This is a genomic window from Idiomarina fontislapidosi (assembly GCF_003226255.1).
Taxonomy (GTDB): domain Bacteria; phylum Pseudomonadota; class Gammaproteobacteria; order Enterobacterales; family Alteromonadaceae; genus Idiomarina; species Idiomarina fontislapidosi.
This window is the reverse complement of record NZ_QJST01000018.1, coordinates 1-19,512: the sequence shown is the minus strand read 5'-3', so window position 1 is coordinate 19,512 and position 19,512 is coordinate 1. Positions and strand designations below refer to the sequence as shown.

Annotated in this window: 18 protein-coding genes; 6 read left to right on the top strand and 12 right to left on the bottom strand. The window is 48.8% G+C overall.

The genetic code is table 11. From position 1 onward, the window contains the following. Positions 1-124 precede the first annotated feature (124 nt). The 3 genes from DFP83_RS12905 to DFP83_RS12895 form a co-directional block, all read right to left on the bottom strand. Complete coding sequence (locus tag DFP83_RS12905) at positions 125-1,210, bottom strand: helix-turn-helix domain-containing protein (protein WP_110576406.1); 1,086 nt, start codon at positions 1,208-1,210, stop codon at positions 125-127. Continuing rightward, entirely contained in the window at positions 1,203-1,547 is a 345-nt protein-coding gene (locus DFP83_RS12900; protein WP_110576404.1) for a type II toxin-antitoxin system RelE/ParE family toxin, read from the bottom strand. The genes DFP83_RS12905 and DFP83_RS12900 overlap by 8 nt, the downstream gene beginning before the upstream one ends. 269 nt (positions 1,548-1,816) lie before the next feature. Continuing rightward, positions 1,817-2,680 carry a YicC/YloC family endoribonuclease gene (locus DFP83_RS12895; protein WP_071462114.1) on the bottom strand — a complete coding sequence of 288 codons (864 nt, stop codon included), beginning with the start codon at positions 2,678-2,680 and terminating at the stop codon, positions 1,817-1,819. A gap of 197 nt (positions 2,681-2,877) precedes the next feature. Between DFP83_RS12895 and DFP83_RS12890 the strand changes: the two genes are divergently transcribed. Next, entirely contained in the window at positions 2,878-3,777 is a 900-nt protein-coding gene (locus tag DFP83_RS12890) for an alpha/beta fold hydrolase (RefSeq protein WP_110576403.1), read from the top strand. Next, a complete protein-coding gene (locus DFP83_RS12885; protein WP_110576401.1) occupies positions 3,770-4,849 on the top strand; it encodes a sigma-70 family RNA polymerase sigma factor in 1,080 nt (359 codons plus the stop codon). The genes DFP83_RS12890 and DFP83_RS12885 overlap by 8 nt, the downstream gene beginning before the upstream one ends. 18 nt (positions 4,850-4,867) lie before the next feature. Here DFP83_RS12885 and smrA read toward each other — a convergent pair whose 3' ends face one another. After that, entirely contained in the window at positions 4,868-5,455 is a 588-nt protein-coding gene (gene smrA, locus DFP83_RS12880) for a DNA endonuclease SmrA (RefSeq protein WP_110576399.1), read from the bottom strand. Between the two features lie 154 nt (positions 5,456-5,609). Between smrA and rph the strand changes: the two genes are divergently transcribed. Together rph and pyrE are read left to right on the top strand one after the other, a co-directional pair. Beyond that, on the top strand, positions 5,610-6,323 hold the full coding sequence (rph, locus tag DFP83_RS12875) for a ribonuclease PH (protein ID WP_110576397.1): 714 nt from the start codon (positions 5,610-5,612) through the stop codon (positions 6,321-6,323). A 9-nt stretch (positions 6,324-6,332) separates the two neighbouring features. Then, positions 6,333-6,977: an orotate phosphoribosyltransferase gene (gene pyrE / locus DFP83_RS12870; RefSeq protein WP_006954557.1), complete on the top strand. Its 645-nt coding sequence runs from the start codon at positions 6,333-6,335 to the stop codon at positions 6,975-6,977. A gap of 83 nt (positions 6,978-7,060) precedes the next feature. Here the strand turns inward: pyrE and DFP83_RS12865 are convergent, their stop codons facing one another. Further along, positions 7,061-8,758 carry a cyanophycinase gene (locus DFP83_RS12865; protein ID WP_110576394.1) on the bottom strand — a complete coding sequence of 566 codons (1,698 nt, stop codon included), beginning with the start codon at positions 8,756-8,758 and terminating at the stop codon, positions 7,061-7,063. A gap of 229 nt (positions 8,759-8,987) precedes the next feature. Here DFP83_RS12865 and DFP83_RS12860 point away from each other — a divergent pair, with 229 nt between their 5' ends. Continuing rightward, positions 8,988-10,370 carry a type 2 periplasmic-binding domain-containing protein gene (locus tag DFP83_RS12860; RefSeq protein ID WP_110576392.1) on the top strand — a complete coding sequence of 461 codons (1,383 nt, stop codon included), beginning with the start codon at positions 8,988-8,990 and terminating at the stop codon, positions 10,368-10,370. Here the strand turns inward: DFP83_RS12860 and trmL are convergent. Continuing rightward, positions 10,354-10,818: a tRNA (uridine(34)/cytosine(34)/5-carboxymethylaminomethyluridine(34)-2'-O)-methyltransferase TrmL gene (trmL, locus tag DFP83_RS12855; RefSeq protein ID WP_110576390.1), complete on the bottom strand. Its 465-nt coding sequence runs from the start codon at positions 10,816-10,818 to the stop codon at positions 10,354-10,356. The genes DFP83_RS12860 and trmL overlap by 17 nt on opposite strands. A gap of 66 nt (positions 10,819-10,884) precedes the next feature. Here trmL and fieF point away from each other — a divergent pair, with 66 nt between their 5' ends. Then, complete coding sequence (fieF, locus tag DFP83_RS12850; RefSeq protein WP_110576388.1) at positions 10,885-11,811, top strand: cation efflux pump FieF; 927 nt, start codon at positions 10,885-10,887, stop codon at positions 11,809-11,811. Here fieF and DFP83_RS12845 read toward each other — a convergent pair. The 6 genes from DFP83_RS12845 to glnA all read right to left on the bottom strand — a co-directional run bounded on the left by DFP83_RS12845 (position 11,789) and on the right by glnA (position 18,874). Further along, complete coding sequence (locus DFP83_RS12845) at positions 11,789-12,775, bottom strand: alpha/beta fold hydrolase (RefSeq protein ID WP_110576386.1); 987 nt, start codon at positions 12,773-12,775, stop codon at positions 11,789-11,791. The genes fieF and DFP83_RS12845 overlap by 23 nt on opposite strands. 31 nt (positions 12,776-12,806) lie before the next feature. Then, on the bottom strand, positions 12,807-14,162 hold the full coding sequence (locus DFP83_RS12840) for a sensor histidine kinase (protein ID WP_110576384.1): 1,356 nt from the start codon (positions 14,160-14,162) through the stop codon (positions 12,807-12,809). Further along, positions 14,162-14,839 carry a response regulator transcription factor gene (locus DFP83_RS12835; protein ID WP_110576382.1) on the bottom strand — a complete coding sequence of 226 codons (678 nt, stop codon included), beginning with the start codon at positions 14,837-14,839 and terminating at the stop codon, positions 14,162-14,164. The genes DFP83_RS12840 and DFP83_RS12835 overlap by 1 nt, the downstream gene beginning before the upstream one ends. Positions 14,840-14,917: 78 nt before the next feature. Beyond that, positions 14,918-16,312, bottom strand: a complete 1,395-nt coding sequence (gene ntrC, locus DFP83_RS12830; RefSeq protein ID WP_110576380.1) for a nitrogen regulation protein NR(I) — start codon at positions 16,310-16,312, stop codon at positions 14,918-14,920. Beyond that, positions 16,309-17,373, bottom strand: a complete 1,065-nt coding sequence (gene glnL / locus DFP83_RS12825) for a nitrogen regulation protein NR(II) (RefSeq protein WP_110576379.1) — start codon at positions 17,371-17,373, stop codon at positions 16,309-16,311. Before glnL ends, ntrC begins: the two co-directional genes overlap by 4 nt. Before the next feature lie 91 nt (positions 17,374-17,464). Beyond that, positions 17,465-18,874, bottom strand: coding sequence for a glutamate--ammonia ligase (gene glnA, locus DFP83_RS12820; protein ID WP_110576377.1), 1,410 nt, complete (start codon positions 18,872-18,874; stop codon positions 17,465-17,467). Positions 18,875-19,512 lie beyond the last annotated feature (638 nt).

The window sequence follows — 19,512 nt, the reverse complement described above, 5'->3', positions numbered from 1 at the left end:
GTGATCGGATAAAACCGAAACAGGTGATCGGTTTAAACCGAAATGGGTGATCGGATTGAACCGAAATGAGTGTTCGGATTCATCCGAAACATGCACTACCTGCTGATAGTTTTCTAAAAACATATTAACCCCTCCACTCATAACGCTGTTTTAATTCGTTGCAAAAGTTCTGAGGTAAAAGCTTTTTATGCTGTAATTGACCCACTACGATTCCTGGCGCTATACCAATAGCGTCGGCAAACCTACGTATATCATCGGCATAAAAGTTACGAGCTTTCACAAAGGCATTGAACTCAGCTCGCGGTATAAGCATTTCTTCGGCAAATTTATCCGCTTCTTCCTCTTTTTTACCATCCAGTCCGTTGGTTCCTTCCAGAAACATTTCCTTTTTACCATGAAGTAAAATGTGACCGGCTTCATGAAAAAACGTGAACCAAAGGTGATCATTTGATTTATATCGTAAGCTCAACTGAATCAATGCTTTATCCTTTGTGAGCCAACGTGTAGCACCACTCACGCTCGTTTTCGGTAATGCGGGCACAAAAACTACAGCAACACCAAAATTTGCACATCTTTGTTGTAATTCAGGAACGAAGTTTTCTGGTGTCTTAGTTGTTAACTCCCGAAGGTCGGAAAGTAGTGCCTTAAAACCAGATTTATCAAACTTATTACATTGAATCTTATGGCTTTCTAGCTCGCCTTTCCGTAACCAAGCCGATACAGCTTCAGGAAACACCTCATGCTTTTGGTGCTGTCGATATGCAACCGCTAGATTCGGCCAAATATCATCCCATTGAGCCACGCTGGCAATACCGAAGAATTTAAGTACACGGTCTAGTACCGCCATCTTATCCTTCGGCTTGTCTATCCAACCACGCTTAGCCATTTCATTCACAGGAACACGCTTAAGCCATTCCAAATCGCGTTCTAGCTGTTTTTGCTCAGACTTGCGGGCTAATATTTCTCGATATTGAGATTCTAGGTTCAGCCAATAATCAACAGGCATACCCAACACTCGCTCAAGCTTAATCGCTGTTTGAGGTGTTATCGCTGAATCCCCTTTGATAATTGAGATTAAATGCTTAGAGGTAATGCCTGTCCGATCAGAGAGCTCCTTTTGGCTCATCGCACGAAGCTCTAACTCATATTCCAAAATCTCGCCCGGGGGCACCGCATAATCAGGGTGAAACTCATTTTTTACTTTAACCATGAGTATCCTCCACTCCCAGTATTTTAATTGCTGTAACGCCACCCCAATCTAGTCCGCCATCAGGCAAAGTTGGTAGTGGATCGTTGATAGGTTCAAATAACAATCGATATGGACCATCGAGATCGATCGAAATAGTCCCTTTTCTATTGCCAGTTAGCTCATGACATCGATTAGGCGGGCTATAGGGCGGAGCAAATATACCTAAATTAGGCGCAGCCGATAGCGACACCATCACCCGTCGAAGATGTTTGCTCCGATTGCTTCCGTAGGCCTTCTGCATCTCTTTATTTTGGCTGAGCTGCTTCTCGAGTTTTCTCGATCTGAACTGTATTTCCATATTTTTTATTAACCTATTAGGTTAACTATTTTAGCCGATGCCAATTTAAAAGCAAGCTTCTTAACGTCCCCCTCATACACGAACGGTGCCGGTGAAACGTAAAGCGTAGGTTATGTACGCTTAAATGCTCTATCTCCCATCAAATTAGGGTCGGGGGGTGTTCGTTGCCAAACATTTTTCTGATTACACGATTAATGCCGTCACCATCGACGAATCATTAAACCGATAGGAGATAGTTGGGTTGGGCTAAGTCGCGCCAAAGGCGCGACCTACTCGATATTTTGGATCTGCTCACGCATCTGTTCGATCAACACTTTTAGTTCGACTGCGGCGGCGGTGATTTCGGCGTTGATGGATTTAGAGGCGAGGGTGTTCGCTTCGCGGTTGAACTCTTGCATCATAAAGTCGAGGCGTCGGCCGCAGGCGCCGCCCTTTTTCAGGATCTTGCGGGCTTCGGCGACGTGGGCGTCGAGGCGGTCGAGTTCTTCGGCGACGTCGACTTTTTGCGCCAGCATGACCATTTCGGCTTCGAGGCGTTGTGGTTCGAGTTCGACTTTGGCTTCTTCAAAGCGGGTTAGTAAGCGCTCACGTTGCCATTTAACGACTTCTGGCATGCGTTCGCGTACAAAGGCGACGTGTTCGATGATGCCGTCTAAGCGTTGCTGAAGCATGGTGTTAATGGCTTCGCCTTCACTGGCTCGGTTTTCGATAAACTCGTTGAGCGCGGGTTTTACGGCGTCGAACAGTTCTTTTTGAAGCTCGTCGATATCTTGGTCGTCACTGCTGACTACACCAGGCCATTTCAACACGTCGAGTGCGTTAATTTGTGCGTTGTGAACTTGGCGGTTAACCCATTTGGCTTGGTTGATCACGCTCTCGGCGAGTGCTTCGTTAATCACTAACTCGCTTTGCTTGCTCTCATCCATGTGCAGGTGCAAGCGACATTCGACTTTGCCGCGCTGGAGTTGCTTGCGGAATAGCTCACGCAGGTTGTTCTCGAGGGCGCGCACGCTCTCGGGCAGTCGAAAGTAGGTTTCTAAATAGCGTTGGTTAACCGAGCGGATTTCCCACACGGCGCTACCCCATTCTGCTTTGTGCTCGTAACGAGCGTAACCGGTCATACTTTGAATCATGGCGTATCCTACTTTTTTGTCGGGAGGTCTTTCCTTCAACCTGCCGAAAACAATGTGTGCGTTAAGCGTATAAGCCAAATATTACCTGTGCAAAGAGGCAATATGAAGTAATAGTACAAAAAAGATGTCACACTTTTCTGTGCGAGTCTGACCTTATTGAGCAACCTTTATTAAAAATGACTCAATAGGAACGTATTATGTCTTTGAAAAACCAATTTCTTACCTTGTTATTAGGCGTGTCGTTGGGCGCTTTCAGCCTGCCCTCGCATTCACAAAACACCGTGCTACATGCGCAGGTTTCGGGTCAGGGTCAGCCGGTGGTGCTTATCCCGGGTTTAATGTCCGATGAGCGTGTTTGGCAGCAAACGGAAGCGCCGTTGGCGCAGCATTATGAGGTGCACACGCTGGCATTTGCTGGCTTTGGGACGCATCCAAGCAATCCTCAATTACGCGAGGCATTTACTGAAAACGCAGGTACTGCGCTAGAACGTTATTTGCAGGAGAACACCGCTGGCGATGCGGTGGTCATTGGGCATAGTTTGGGCGCGTTTTTAGGCTATCAACTGGCAAGCCAGCAACCTCAGGCGTTGGAATGTCTTATCGCGGTTGATGGTGTGCCGTTTTTCTCGGCGCTGGTCAGTGGTAACTCGGCGTTGACTGCTCAAGCGGTTAAACCGCAAGCACAGCAAATGCTGACGGTATATCAACAGCTCACCCCCGAACAAATGGCGATGCAGGTGCAAATGGGGGCATCACGCCAAACCTCATCTGAGGAGAATCAAGCGCGCGTGGTCGCGATGGCAAAAACCTCGGATCCTGCCACGGTGGGCCGCGCGATGTATGAGTTGATGACCACGGATTTACGCGCTGAGGTCGCTGACCTCAACGTACCGACGTTACAAATGGCGGCGACCGGTGGCTTCTCAACGGTCGAGCAAAAGCAGACAGCGCTTAATGCCTATCAACAGCAGATCGCTGGTGATAATGCCATCAACTTGCTAGAGTTTGCTGAGTCACGCCATTTTATTATGTGGGATCAACCCGAGGCCTTTTTGTTGGCCGTTAATCACTTCATCGAGGAGCGCTGCCATGACTAATCAAACTGCACAGTATGCGGCGCTTAACGCTTCGATTGAGCAAGCGCGCCAAGGGAATTCGCAGGCGTTCGCCGAGATAGTCACACATACACAAAACTTGGTGGCGAGTATTGCCTTGGCCATTGTTAAAGATATCCGAGCCTCAGAAGAGGTGGCGCAAGAGGCTTATCTCATTGTCTGGCAAAAAATGAATACGCTGCGTAAGACGCGTAGCTTTTTGCCTTGGCTACGACAAATCACGCGGCATTGTGCTTATCAGTGGTTAAGCAAAGAGCATGTGCGTCGTACCGACTATAAGGATAATCTCGATGAGGAGCTGGGTGCGGTACTGAGCGATGAATCACCCGAGGCGTCGCTCAGTGAGCAACAGCAGCAGGCGATTATTTATCATGCGTTGGATAAGTTGCCAGAGCAAAGCCGCGATGTCGTACTGCTGTATTATCGCGAACAGCAGTCGGCTGAACATGTCGCGGAGTTGCTGGGGATCACACCCGAGGCGGTGCGCCAGCGTTTGTCTCGCGCTCGCAAGCAGTTAGCCCAACAGTTACTAAGCCGCGTGGGTAAAGCGGCGTTGCTTTCGGCACCGTCCATCAGTATTTCGACGTTACTGACAACAGGCGCGATGGTGGGCAGTGCACCTGCCGCTGCAGCGGGCTTTTCGCTGACCTCTGGTGTTGCCACAAGCGTGAAGTGGTTAGCGTTATTAGGTGCCATGGCGGTCACTATTCTCGGAGGTTTGGCGGGCTTGTTTATCGGCTCTCACCGCGCGCAGAAGATGGCAGCCACCGATGCTATCCGCCAACAGTTGGTGCGAATGCGTAATCAGGCTGCAGTATTCATGATCGTTGTCGGTAGCTTGTTTATTCTAAGTTACGAGGTCGATCCCGGCTGGTTACTGCCGACACTCAGTTATCTAGTGCTATTGCTGGGTATTCTAACCTATCAACGCCGAGTGCAGCGTTTGGTATGCTCCGGTGGTCGGTCACTGAGCTGCTATTTGGGGTTAGCGCTTGGGCTTGGTGGCGGTCTAACTGGCTTCTTTGCGGGATTAATACTGAGTGGTCGTCTCTAACGACCACTCGTTTTACGGTTACTTTTTCGCGTGCTTTTCGCGGTTCTTTTGTTTTTGTTCCGCGTTCTTCTTCATCATGATATACACCGCGCCGCGTCCACCATGGTGGCGCTGTGCGCTATGAAACGCGAGTACTGGCGGCATTTCACGCAGCCACTTATTCACATAGCTTTTTATCAGCGCGGGATGCGGTTTACTGTGTTTACCTTGTCCGTGAATAATCAGTGCCGTACGTATACCGGCGTCATGGCAGTCCTGAATAAAGTTAAATACTGCGGTACGCGCCTCGCGTAGCGTATGCTGATGCAAGTTGAGACTCGCTTCCATGGTGTAACGGCCTTGTTTAAGCCGTTTGTACACGCCTTCTTGCACGCCATCGCGCCGAAATTCGATACACTCCTCAGGCTCCACCAACTCAACATACTCGGTCGATAAAAAGTTAACGTTTTCTTGCTCTTCGGCTTCAGCCGCACGGCGCCGCTCCTTTTGTGCCAATGTCGGCTCAAAAGCAGTGCGAATGTCTGCAACTTCCTCACCCACCAAGGGTGTCACGTCGTTCATTTCTTGGCGGAACAATTCAAATTCTTCGTCTTTTGAACGCGACATACGGCCTCCCGTTCAGTGATTACCGCGTATTTTCAGCTTGCGTTAGTTTAATACGTTACAGAACGATTCGCGATCCATTCAACGGTCAAATTTGCTACACTAACGGCTAATTCGTTTTACTTATCCGCGTTTACTATCAAATAAAGGAGATGCCATGCGTCCAAGTGGTCGTACTGCCCAACAAATTCGCCCGGTCACCATCACGCGTAACTTCACCAAACATGCTGAGGGTTCAGTTCTGATTGAATTCGGCGATACTAAGGTGTTGTGTAATGCCACGGTTGAAGCCGGCGTTCCGCGCTTTTTAAAAGGTCAGGGGCAAGGTTGGGTGACCGCTGAATACAGCATGCTCCCACGCTCAACGCACACCCGTTCGCAGCGCGAAGCGGCACGTGGCAAGCAAGGTGGCCGCACGATGGAAATCCAGCGTTTAATCGCGCGTTCTTTGCGTGCTTGCATCGACCTTAAGGCACTCGGCGAGAACACCATCACGCTCGACTGCGACGTATTACAAGCCGACGGTGGTACGCGTACCGCTTCAATTACCGGCGCTTGTGTCGCGTTGGTTGATGCGTTGAACTACATGCGCGCTAATAAAATGGTTAAGGTCAACCCGTTAAAAGAAATGGTTGCGGCGATTTCTGTCGGTATTGTTGATGGCGATGCGGTGAGCGACTTAGAGTACATTGAAGACTCTAAGGCCGAGACTGACATGAACGTTGTAATGACTGAAGCGGGCAAATTCATCGAGATCCAAGGCACTGCTGAGGGTGAGGCGTTTAGTTACGATGAGATGCAAAGCTTGGTCGACATTGCGCGCGTAAGCATCAAAGAGTTGATTGATATCCAAAAAGCGGCATTGGCATAAGGGATCAGCATGAAAACCTATCAAAAAGAGTTTATCGAGTTTGCGATTGAGCGCGGTGTACTAAAATTTGGTGAGTTTACGCTGAAGTCTGGTCGCACCAGCCCTTACTTTTTTAACGCAGGTCTTTTTAACAAGGGCTCTGACTTGGCTAAGTTGGGGCGTTTTTACGCGGCAGCGTTAAAAGACTCAGGCATCGACTTTGATGTGCTGTTCGGTCCGGCTTACAAGGGTATCCCTATCGCCAGCGCGACTGCGGTTGCGTTGTTTGATCACTTTCAGACCGATACGCCTTACTGCTTTAATCGCAAAGAGAAAAAGGACCACGGCGAGGGCGGCAACTTAGTCGGTTCACCCCTTGAGGGTCGCGTGATGTTGGTCGATGATGTCATCACCGCGGGGACTGCAATTCGTGAATCCATGGATATTGTTGAGCAAAACGGTGCGCAGTTAGCTGGCGTGTTGATCGCCTTAGATCGCCAAGAAAAAGGCAAAGGCGAGCTTTCAGCGATTCAGGAAGTAGAACGCGACTTTAACGCGCAAGTGATTGCGATTGTCTCGCTTAACGATGTGATTGAGTATCTTAAGGACGATGAACAGTTTAAAGCGCATTTGCCTGCGGTTGAAGCCTATCGCGCGCAATACGGTGTCGCGTAAAGCACGACACAACTCAAATTCAGCGCATAAAAAAAGCTCGCCTCCGTGCCAACGGGGCGAGCTTTTTAGTAACTAGGTGCTACTTACAGTTTTTCTTCGGGCTGGTAAGCAATACCGATTTTACCGTTAATCACTTGGCATTCACCACCGGCTTCAGCGGTACGGCTTGCGTCGTTGATACGCGCGATCAAGCGATAGTCTTTATTCAGAAGCGTTACTTCGTTGCGTTCTTCACCACACAACACGCGAATCGAATCAACTAAACCGCGGTCGGTTAAGAAATTGGTGGTTGGGTTCTCTTTTACAATACCTGACTGGTCCGAGAATTCCGCGGTTTGTAAGCCATACGGATTCATCATACCCGAAGCGCCCGCCACTAAATAATGGAAGGTACTCGCCACTGCACTCGGCACCGATTGAGCATTTTCAACGAAGAACACACCTCGTTCACCGATAATATCGAACAAACCCTTTTCAAGGTTAACCTTCATCGCGGTATTTTTGTCGATACCCAATGAAAGTGGCGTTCCACTGTCCCCGGCTAAGCGAATTAAACGACCATAGCGGCCATTATCTGAAAACTCACTATCGAGAATACCAAAGTGGAATAAGCCCAGGCCGCCGAGTGGGTGGAAGGTCAGGCTATCAGGGTGAGTATTGGTAGGACAGGTTGCGTCCAAGTCACAGCCAAACGGCGGTGGCTCAGAGGCAAATGCACCGTCTTTAATCGCTGACTCTGTTGTACCGTTAGAAATCATCGGTTTAGATGTCAATGCAACGGCACCGGCACCACTGCCGCCAACAACTAAGCGTTTAGACTGCACAAAGCTAACGATGTCGCGTAGCAAATCTGATGGCTGGTTGTCTTCATTAATAAAAGTTGAGCGAGTGAGGTTCGCATCGCCATCATTGATAAAGATCGCGTTGGCTTGGCGCACCATCTTTAAGGCTTCTTTAGGTGCTTTACAAAACTCGACCTGTTGCTGATATCGATCGCGATACACACGATCGCGTGCATATGCGCCTAGCACCTCTTCTTGCACAGCAGCGAGTTCTTCACAACGCCCTTCTTGTTGCGCTTTAATCAACGCGGCATCAACAGGGAACCAATGCGGCTCAGCACCCAGTTGACTGAACAAGTCCATGTAGTAATCGACTTCGTTGTAAGGGTCACGCGATGACGACGTCGTGAAGAAGACCACAGGCTTTTTGCTGTCATCAAAGCGTGTGGTTTTTGCCATTTCAACGAACTGTCGATAAATATCAACCGCAGGCTTTTGCTGAGATTCGGTTAGATTGACTCGCTCATCGAGTTCGGCGGGTACTGGCATCTCGAGCAGATCAACGAGCTTATTCCACTCAGCTTCAGACAACGAGTTGTATGTTTTTAACGTAGCGCGACGAGTAAACTCACGCATAAACACACGCTCGGTAATGATTTCCTCATTCATACGGTCATAGATAAGCTTTAACGCTTCGTCGACCTTTTTCCGAGCATCTTCACGAAAGCCAGTCCAATATTCATCGGATACCGCCGTCTTGATCGATTTCTCCGACAAGTCGATGTAACGATTAGTGCGCATCGTTTGACTATCAATCCAGTCGGTTTCATTACAGCTATCCGATGCCATACTCGTGCAAAGGGTTAAACCTCCGCCGGTGAGCATTACATGTCGGTAGCCATCGTCTTCAATGGTTGGTTGTTCTTGTGCGGATACCGCACTGGTCATCAGTCCTGCGAGCACGATGCTAAGACTCGATGCGATCCATCTTTTGTTCATGAGACACCCTTATCATTACTGCAAAGTTGCGGGTTAATGAATCCTAGTATAACGGGTCAATGAATAAAAATCGCTCTCAGTTTTATCAACATTTTCCCTAGCGGTTCTGACCGCATGAAAAAGAATTAATTCAATTTCTACACAGGTGTTGGATTTTTGTAAATGCTATGCATAATACCCTGCAATTGATATAATTTTGGCGTCATATTGACCAAGGTAATGTGTTCTGGTGATTAACTTAGTCCGCGCAGTCGTTTTTTCTACGCTTTTTCTGATAAGTGGGCAGTCTCATGCGCAACAATCATCGAGCAACTTATCAACCGACTTGCAGTTGAGCGATGAGCAAGCAACCCAAACGCTGGTATTTCGAGCGCCACAGCAAGGTCCGTTACCTGAGTTAGTGCAGTCGATATTAGAAGAGGCTTATGCAGAGCTTAATGTCGAACTGCGTTATGAGCCGCTACCTCGCTTACGGGGCGAACAACTCGCGTCAGAAGGTATCATCGCTGGTGAATTAGGTCGTATCCCGGGCTTAGCCGAGCAACTGACTAACTTGATTCGGATCGAGTTTCCAATTTACGAATTCTCATTGCTTTTAGTTGCCGACCCTAAGCAATGCGGGGATTGCACACCCGATACGCTAAAAAACCTCGCCTATTTAAGTGGTTTACGCGCCGCCGACCAAATCGTCGAGTCCTACCAGCTCGATATTCCAATTGTTAAACCGGTTAATCTAGAACAAGTCATTAAACTGATGGATGCGGGTCGCGTTGAAGCAACGCTAATGGCGGATTTTCAGTATCGGGGTTCGGCATTACATGATCGTGATGACTTAATTGTCTATGAAATTAAGCGGTATCAGGGATACCATTATTTGCATAAAAAGCATGCTGATCTGATCCCTGATTTGCTCAATGCGCTTGAGCTCATGAAAGCTACAGGGCGCATCACCGCACTGCGTGAAACTTACCAATCTAAAATTAACCGCCCGATTACGCCCGTTCGAATCCCAAACCCACTGATCGGTGCCAGTTCACTGGTTCCTGGACAAACCGAAATGAATGGTGAAGGCGTCTTGTGGCAAAAGTTTAAGGCGTTAACTGCCGACTGGGGCTCTAGGGTAGAAACAGAGACCTCTAACTGGCCTCGAGCCAAGCAGTTAGTCGATTCCGGTAAAGCACAGGTACTGGTGGGTATTCGCGAAGAGCAGTTAGATAAGCGTTTTATTAAAACTCAGCATGCGCTCGCACGAAGCAATCCTGTCTATTTATTTACCAAAAGTGAGTCAGCGCTTAACAACACCTTCAATCAACAGCAACAAGTGAGTTTGTGCGTTGCGGGAGGCCATTACCAACAAACGCTGATACCCGCGAATGCCAATATCTATAACGCGAATACCTCGTTAGACTGCTTTGCTCTGCTGGATATGGGTCGCGTTGATGGCGTTGTCGATTACGCCGCAAATTTGCCCGACTGGACAGAAGTCCCATACAAGCGCCGGGCACTCAGCAATGAAGTACCCTTGTATTTAGCATTTAAAGATAACGCGCAAGGCAATCTGCTACGCAGTTTGTTCGACAACAGCATTAAGAGCGCTACACCGCGCCCTTAAAATCTAACTGCCGCCACGCCTCATAGGTAAAAATCGCGACCGAGTTCGATAGGTTTAGACTTCGGCTATCGGGCACCATCGGTAACCGCAACCAGTTTTCTTCTGGGAACGTTTGCAAAACCTCCATTGGAAGTCCGCGGGTTTCGGGCCCAAATAGCAATACGTCATTCTCCTGATACACAACGTCTGTGTATCGCGTCGAACCTTTCGTGGTACATGCAAAAATACGGTTGTACTCAACGGTCTCTAAAAATGCAGACCAATTCTTATGAATTTTGACTTGAGTGAGCGCATGATAGTCCAAGCCTGCGCGGCGTACCTTTTTCTCATCCAGCTCGAAACCGAGCGGTTCGATCAGATGTAATTGCATGCCCGTATTCGCCGCAAGACGAATAACATTGCCTGTGTTCGGTGGTATTTCCGGTTCAAATAAGACCAAATGCAACATAGTGATTTTATCAGCTACTTAAAAAACGCTAGAATACCACTATCTTAATACGAGGTGTGTATCGAATTGAATTCTCCAACGAGTTACAAGCATCAATACGCCTTTTGGGTAAAGCTCGCCAGTGCCTCTTCGGTCACGGCTGCGGCACTTTTGATCACGATGAAGCTATACGCTTGGTTTGATACCGAGTCAGCCAGTATGCTTGCCTCATTAACCGACTCGTTACTTGATAGCGGCGCCTCAATTTTTAGCTTTTTTGCAATTCGTTACTCGCTACAACCGGCCGATGATGAACACCGATTTGGCCACGGTAAAGCCGAGTCACTTGCCGCGTTAGCACAAAGTGCCTTTGTCGCAGGCTCAGGTATGTTGCTTATATTTCATAGTGCACAACAATGGATGCACGATTCGCAACTGCCCAACGTTCAAAGCGGTATTTGGGTCAGCGTCGCGGCCATTACTATCACCATGGTGCTGTTGGTTATCCAGCGCATGGCAATTCGCGCAACACAATCCCAAGCTGTTAAAGCCGATCATCTTCACTACCAGTCCGACATCTTGTTGAACCTTGCTGTCCTCATTGCGTTGATTTTAAGTCAGTTTGGTTGGCATTGGGCCGATGGTGTGTTTGCTATTTTAATTGCCGTGTATTTAATTTGGGGCGCCATTCGTATTGGTACTGAGGCATTTAATTCGTTAATGGACAGAGAACTACCCGAGGCATTGCAAAAGAAAGTTATTGAGACCGCACAATCGATTGACGGCGTGTTGGGTATTCATGGGCTGAGAACCCGAGAGGCGGGATCGACGCGATTTATTCAGTTACACATTGAGCTCGATGACAACCTGTCGCTACTCAAGGCCCATGCTATTTCAGATCAAGTTGAAAGCGCGCTGATGCAAGCCTTCCCTAATGCTGACATTATTGTTCACATGGACCCGGAAATTATTGCCTATGTAGAGGGCTCTATCACTGAGCGACGCTCGACTTAAGTCGCGTCAGCACAGCCTCCATAATGGGTTGACGGTAGCGATCACTTTCCATCATGAGCTCATGTTTTGCCCCTTCAATTGCACGGAACTCAACTCGTGTTCCGGCGCCTGCAGCAAAACGTCTTTGTGCCTTCTCGCTAACCACAACATCAGCACCCGCGTTAAATAACGTCGCAGTCACCTTAAGTTGATGACCCATGCTCTGCAATTGCTTACACGTCGTCAACGCCTCGTGCAACCAGGCAAACGTAGGGCCACCGAGTTTAACCCGTGGCTCATTTTCGTAGGCTTCTCGAAACACTTGATAGCGTTGTTCGCTATGGGTCAACACATTTTCAGCAAAAGGAATCGCAATATAATCCTTCATGCCTAAAAAGTACCATGGCTTTTCAGGTGAAATCGTCTCATTTAGCCAGCGCCCTGCGCCAGCAATTGCACGCGCGATCGCAGCCGGTATGCCTGCCGTACGAATACCCATCATGGGAGCGGTGAGAAACAAATGCTTAAATTGAAAATCCTGCTCACAACACGCCCAGGATAAAATCGCTCCGCCCATCGAGTGCCCAAGTGCATAGCGAGACGCTTTAGGAAAGCGCTCGTCGATATCATTCATGAATACGCTAAAGTCATCAATAAAATCACGGAACCGTGCGACATGGCCTTGATGGCTGTTTTCCGTCATACGTCCTGATAAGCCTTGCCCTCGATGATCAATAACCGCACAAGAAATTCCCTGTTGCGCCAGTTCCCATATCACCTCTTGGTACTTTATCGCGGCCTCAATCCGGCCCGTCGAAATGACTAGTAAGGGAGCCGTTTCGCTGACTTTATGGTACGCATAAAAAAGACGCAGGCCGTCTGCCGCGTCTAAATAAATATGTTCAACTGATTCAGCCCAGAAAGGGGCGATGTGTTGGTGATAAAATTCGAGCCATTCAGGCTCATTATCCGCCGGTCGGATCATCCGCTTTGATTCCCGTCGCTATGATTAAGTCTTAGTCTAACGGTAAATCTAAGACAACTTCTAGTCCTCCTTGCGGATGATTTCGAGCACGGAGCTGACCACCCAGTACCAACGCTGAGCGCTGACTTAACGCTAAGCCTAAACCGACACCCGCCTGATGCTTACGCGACGGGTCGCCGCGGTAAAACGGCTCAAACAGCTTCTCAATTGTTTCTTCGTCAACACCTGGGCCGTGATCGCGCACATACAGTTGCAGCCACTTACCGTGCTTCTCACAACCAAATTCGACCGCTTTGTCGGTGTAGTGCAGGGCATTACGCATAATATTTTCTAACACTAACCGGATCAGCTCATCATCGCTCTCGAGTTCGCGCCAATCGCCCTCGCGAATAACGAGCCGATCTTTATACTCAGGATGACTGTACAAGGTGTCGTCGACAAGCCGTTGCACCAACTTGCGCAGATCAACAGTATGCGTATTTAAGCTGATTAAGCCGTTCTCAAGTTTCGAGAGCGATAAGATACGTTCAATGATTTGATTCAAGCGCTCACTATCGCGACGCAACTGTTGCCAATGTGCATCCTCTTGATGCTCATCTTCGCTGAGATCGAGGGCGACTTGCATCCGTGCCATCGGCGAACGCAGTTCGTGTGACACATCACTTAATAAGCGCCGTTGCGCATCACGAGAAATAGCAAGATCGCGCGCTGTCTGCGCTAGGGCGCGCGCCAGCTCGCCGACTTCATCTTTACGTCGAGGCAACTGGCCTAACTCAGGCTCAGCACTACCTTGAGCAACCTCACGGGTAGCTCGGATCATGCGTTTTATCGGTCGAATCAGCCAGATACCCAACAAAATCGCAATCGCTAAACTACCGCCCACCAACGTCCAACTGCGCGCCCGCATCAACTCTTGCTCTGCTTCTTCACGATCAGTCCACTCCGACGCTTTTAGTGGACGAGTGATTAGAAGCTTATTGCCTTTAAACTCGAAAGGACCTATCAACAAACGGTCTTCGAGTGGCATTTGCATCGGCTCATCGTAGTTTAAAAAGCGCAACATGGTTTGCCGATAACGTTGCGATAAGAACTCATCCATCATCAACTTTTGCTGACCTTGCGCCAGTACCCGCGCTGCTACGCGGTAATCGCCCGTGAGCAAGCGTCCCGGTTGCAATGATAAGTACGTTAATTCATTTTCGAGTAAGGGCGCTAAGGTACGGCGGATAGGTTCAGCAATGGGCTTTACTTCTGGTGTGACTTTATTCCACACCGCGAGCAAGTAACCACTACTGGCAGTTAAAAACAGCAACGCCCAGAACAACAGGAGCAATCGCAGTGTAAGCGATTGGTACCAGCGAATCGGGCGTTTACGGTGTGGTTTCATTATTCGTTGACGAGACGGTATCCCCGACCACGAACGGTTTGAATGCGCTCAGGATTAGCCGGTAGTTTTTTGCGAATATTACTGATATGTACGTCGAGGCTACGATCAAACGGCCCCATTTTACGGCCTAACGCAGCCACTGACAGTTGATCTTTACTGACCATCTGACCGGCTTGCTGCATCAAACAACGCAAAATATCAAACTCAGTCGGTGTCATCACCAACGGCTGTTGGTCACAAGTGACTTCGGCTTTACTCGGATCGAGCGTAAAACCACTCACCGTCAACACTTCGTTTTGCATCATCGTATTTGCAGTCCGACGGAGCAACGCACGAACACGCGCAACAAGTTCACGCGGATTAAATGGCTTCGGCAGATAATCATCTGCGCCGAGTTCCAGTCCCATCACACGGTCATCATCGTCACCACGCGCCGTTAACATTAATACGGCAGTATCACGGTGTTGTTGGCGTAAGCGCTGTAACAACTGCATACCGTCGATACCGGGCAGCATGACGTCTAATAAAATCAGCTCGAAATCCCCGTTTAATGCGGCATCCAGTCCCTTCACGCCATCATCAACTACAGTCAGCTCCACCGCTTCGCGCTTAAATAGCTCGGTGAGCATTGCCGACATTTCATGGTCGTCATCAATGAGTAGAACAGAATGTGTCATGGTCAATTGAGTCCCGTTTAAAGTGTAAAGACCATCTTCTAAAATAGCACAGCGTAACGCGACTCTCTTTACAAAGATTTACTTGCTCAACAATTTGAGTTTTCGCGTTAAGGTATTGCGCCCCCAGCCAAGCCAATGTGCGGCCTTTTGCTTGTGTCCGTCGCACTTATCCAGTGCTATGCGCAAGGCGATGCGCTCAACATCCTGTATTATAGGTGTCATATTATCATGGGAATGGCTTTGCGTACGCAACTCTTCAGCGAGCAACTCACGCCAATTACCCGACAGTTGACCGCTTTGTGTCGGCTCTGGCGGCTCGAGCAGCTCATAAGGGAGTTCGTCCAGGCTCACTTGTTGCGCCGGTGCCATCACTGTCAACCAACGACACACGTTCTCGAGCTGACGCACGTTACCCGGCCAATCATAAGCCTCAAGCTGCGCCAGAGCCTCTTCTGACAACTGTTTCTCGCTCACCTCTAATTCGACCGCTGACAGCTTTAAAAAATGCTGCGTAAGTAAAGCGATGTCTTGCTTACGCTCGCGTAAGGCAGGTAGACGAAGTTGGATAACATTCAGACGATGATACAGGTCTTCACGAAACTCGTTTTGAGCAACCGCCTCTTTTAAGTCGCGATGGGTGGCGGCGATCACGCGCACATTAACGTGCACAGGCTGATGCGCACCGACTGGGTAAAACTGGCCCTCCGCCAACACGCGCAATAAACGAGTTTGTACAGACAGTGGCATATCACCAATTTCATCTAAGAACAGCGTGCCGCCGTCAGCCTGCAAAAACCGTCCCTCTCGCTTTTTATCAGCACCTGTAAATGCCCCTCGCTCGTGACCAAATAACTCAGACTCAACTAAATCCGCAGGAATTGCCGCCATGTTCAACGCAATAAACGGTTTGTCGGAGCGCGGACTGTGCTTGTGCAGGGCACGTGCGACTCGCTCTTTACCTGTACCGGTCTCACCCGTGATCAGTACACTCACACTCGATGCCGATAGACGGCCAATCGCGCGGAAGACATCTTGCATCGGCGCTGAGTCGCCGATGATATCGGTGCTCGCTTGTCGAGCACTGGTGTTCACTGCAGGTTTACTGCGATGCGCCATCGCTTTTGCAACCACGCTGCGTGCTTCTTCGATATCAAAGGGCTTCGCCAGATACTCAAAAGCGCCTCCTTTAAAGGCACTCACGGCGGTATCCAGATCCGAGTGCGCCGTCATGATAATGATCGGCAACTCGGCGTCGTGTTGTTTAATTTGTTTAAGCAATGCAAGGCCATCGGTGCCCGGCATACGGATATCACTAATAATGGTGTCGGGCACTTCAAAATCTAATGCCAACGTGAGTTCATCTGCACGTTCAAACACCCGCACCTGATACCCCGAGCGCTCAAATGCTTTGTGTAAAACCCAGCGAATAGACGGATCGTCGTCGAGGATCCAAAGGTGTTGCGCTTGGCTCATAGACTCGCCTCCTCGCTCGGTTGTTGTTGATACGGTAAATAAATTCGGAACACCGTGTGACCAGGTTCAGAGTCCACCTCGATCTTGCCTTGGTGCTGATGCACTAAACTATGTGCCATCGATAGCCCAAGGCCTGTGCCCTCCGCTCGTCCGCTCACCATCGGGTAGAACAAACTTGCCATAATAGCGTCGTCAATACCGGGACCATCATCAATGATGCTGATCACGGCACATTGCCGATGACGCCTGCCAAGTAACGTCAGCTGGTGTTCAATTCGTGTTTTGAAGGTAATTCGGCCGGTGCCCTCGAGTGCCTGAGCGGCATTTTGCGCGATGTTTAAAAATACTTGCTCACAGGACTCTGCCATCGCCCAGAGCTCGGGTAATGATGGGTCATAATCGCGTTTAATATCGAGGCTGTCCCCATACTCATAGCGCAACGTCTTCGCGACACGCTCAAGTAACTCGTGCAAATTTGTCTCACGTTTGTGTTCTGCTTGCACCGGACCCATCATCCGGTCGATCAAGGTGCGCAGCCGGTCCGCCTGCGTCACAATCAAATCGGTATACTCACGCAATGACTCATCGGGCAATTCAAGTGCTAACAGCTGCGCTGCGCCCCGTAAGCCACCTAATGGGTTCTTAATCTCGTGCGCCATTCCCCGCAACAGCGACTGCGTGGCAAATAACTGCTGTTGCTGCTGCGTTTCGCGCGAGATCTGACGTTGTAGGTCGACTTGTTTAAGCTCGATAAGCCACTGCTTTTGGCCATCATCATGCAATGACTGAATACTGACTTCAGTGGTAACCCGTTGCCCAGAGTGAAGAAAGAAACTCGCTTCGGAGTTCACCACGGTTTGCTCTTCAGACAAACAATTCTGCAGTGTATTTAGCGGTAAATCGCTCTCATAGTAAGCCTCAGCGAACGGTTCACCGATGAGGCGTTTAGCACTGTGGTCAAAAATCGATTCAGCCGCTGCATTGACGTAACGCACGATCCACCCTTCATCGACGATCACGATGCCGGTGAGCAACTGATTCAAAATAGACGCGAGATTCACTCAAACACACTCCACAATAGTCTGCACTAATTTGGTGCACATACAGAGGTTAAAAAGGGAGGCATTGCCTCCCTCGTGCAACCGCTGCGATTTACACGCTGTAGTACATATCGAATTCAACAGGGTGAGTTGTTTTCTTCAATGTTTCTACTTCGTTGTACTTCAGAGCAATGTAAGCGTCGATCATGTCGTCGTCCATTACGCCGCCTTGCTTCAAGAAGTCACGGTCTTTGTCTAATGCATCCAATGCCATTTCAAGTGAATGACATACCGTTGGGATGTCTTTCGCTTCTTCTGGCGGTAGGTTGTACAAGTCTTTATCCATCGCGTCACCTGGGTGGATCTTGTTACGGATGCCGTCCAAGCCTGCCATTAATAGTGCAGTGAAGCACAAGTATGGGTTAGCGCTTGGGTCAGGGAAACGTACTTCGATACGACGCGCTTTAGCGCTCGATACCAATGGGATACGAATGGATGCAGAACGGTTACGCGCTGAGTAAGCCAACATAACAGGCGCTTCAAACCCTGGAACCAAACGCTTGTATGAGTTGGTTGATGGGTTAGTAAATGCGTTAATTGCACGTGCGTGTTTGATGATACCGCCGATGTAGTACAACGCAGTCTCGCTCAATCCAGCGTACTGGTCGCCAGCAAACAGGTTTTGACCATCTTTCGCCAATGACATGTGTACGTGCATACCTGAACCGTTGTCACCGACCAATGGCTTAGGCATAAAGGTTGCTGTCATGCCATATGAGTGCGCAACGTTGTGTACAACGTACTTATAGATTTGGATTTCGTCCGCTTTCTTAGTCAAGCTGTTGAACTGAGTCGCGACTTCGTTCTGACCCGCTGTTGCCACTTCGTGGTGATGCGCTTCAACAACCAGACCCATATCTTCCATTACCAAGCTCATGGTGCCACGGATGTCGTGCGCAGAATCAACTGGAGGCACTGGGAAGTAACCGCCTTTAACGCCAGGACGGTGGGCTAGGTTACCTTCTGAATATTCACGACCAGAGTTCCATTTCGCTTCTTCGGCATCGATCTTGTAGAACGAACCGCTCATGTCGGTGTGGAAACGTACATCGTTAAATAGGAAGAATTCTGGCTCAGGACCAAAGAAGGCGCTATCAGCGATACCTGATGCTTGTAAGAACTCTTCTGCGCGCTTCGCGATAGAGCGTGGGTCACGGCTGTAACCTTGCATTGTATCGGGCTCTAAGATGTCGCAGCGTACGTTCAATGTCATTTCGTCAGTGAACGGGTCTAAAACCAATGAATCTGCATCAGGCATCAACACCATGTCTGACTCATTAATGCCTTTCCAGCCAGCGATTGAAGAGCCGTCGAACATTTTGCCTTCTTCGAAAAAGTCGTCGTCGATTTGCGACACCGGAATTGTGACGTGCTGTTCTTTACCTTTAGTATCGGTAAAACGTAAGTCGACGAATTTGACGTCATGCTCTTTAATGGCGTCGAAAATCTTACTTGCTGACATGTTTTCCTCCAGCGGAATCTTGAATATCAAAAGTCAAAATAAACATATATCAATAACTGATTAAATCCAGTTTTATACAGCTATTGTTGTGTACCTCTTAGGATGCGTATTGGATTGCAATCCACGTGCCAAATATATAACCCATTGTTTTTAATGAAAGTTTAATTATTTACAGTCGAGTAAGGCGGTTTAACACACCTTAAGTTTGCACCAATTTGGATCATTGTAGACTATATTGGTGCAAATAATCATAAAATACCGACTATTCATGTCATTCTGATGAAAAATTCAACAGCCCCTTGTCGGTTTAGACAACGTTGTTCACTTTCCGACATCAATAGGCTGTTCTTAATGACAACTCAGGCATTTGATATTAAGAGGATAGCGGGTGGCACTAACAGACACGTGGTTACGGTCGAACCACAAAAAGACTAGAGAAAAGCCAGAGGAAAAAAGAAAAGCTCCGGAATCAAGACCGCCAATCGCTGAGCGAAGTATTCGAAGAATGGTTCGCACGGGAACGTGCGGGTAAAGTGACATCCGCGTAAGCGTAACAGCAACCACACCTAGGCATGTTTTTGCAGATGGCTTAGTTTATCACCACGTTTCAACTAACGAGGTGATTTATGAGTCGTACC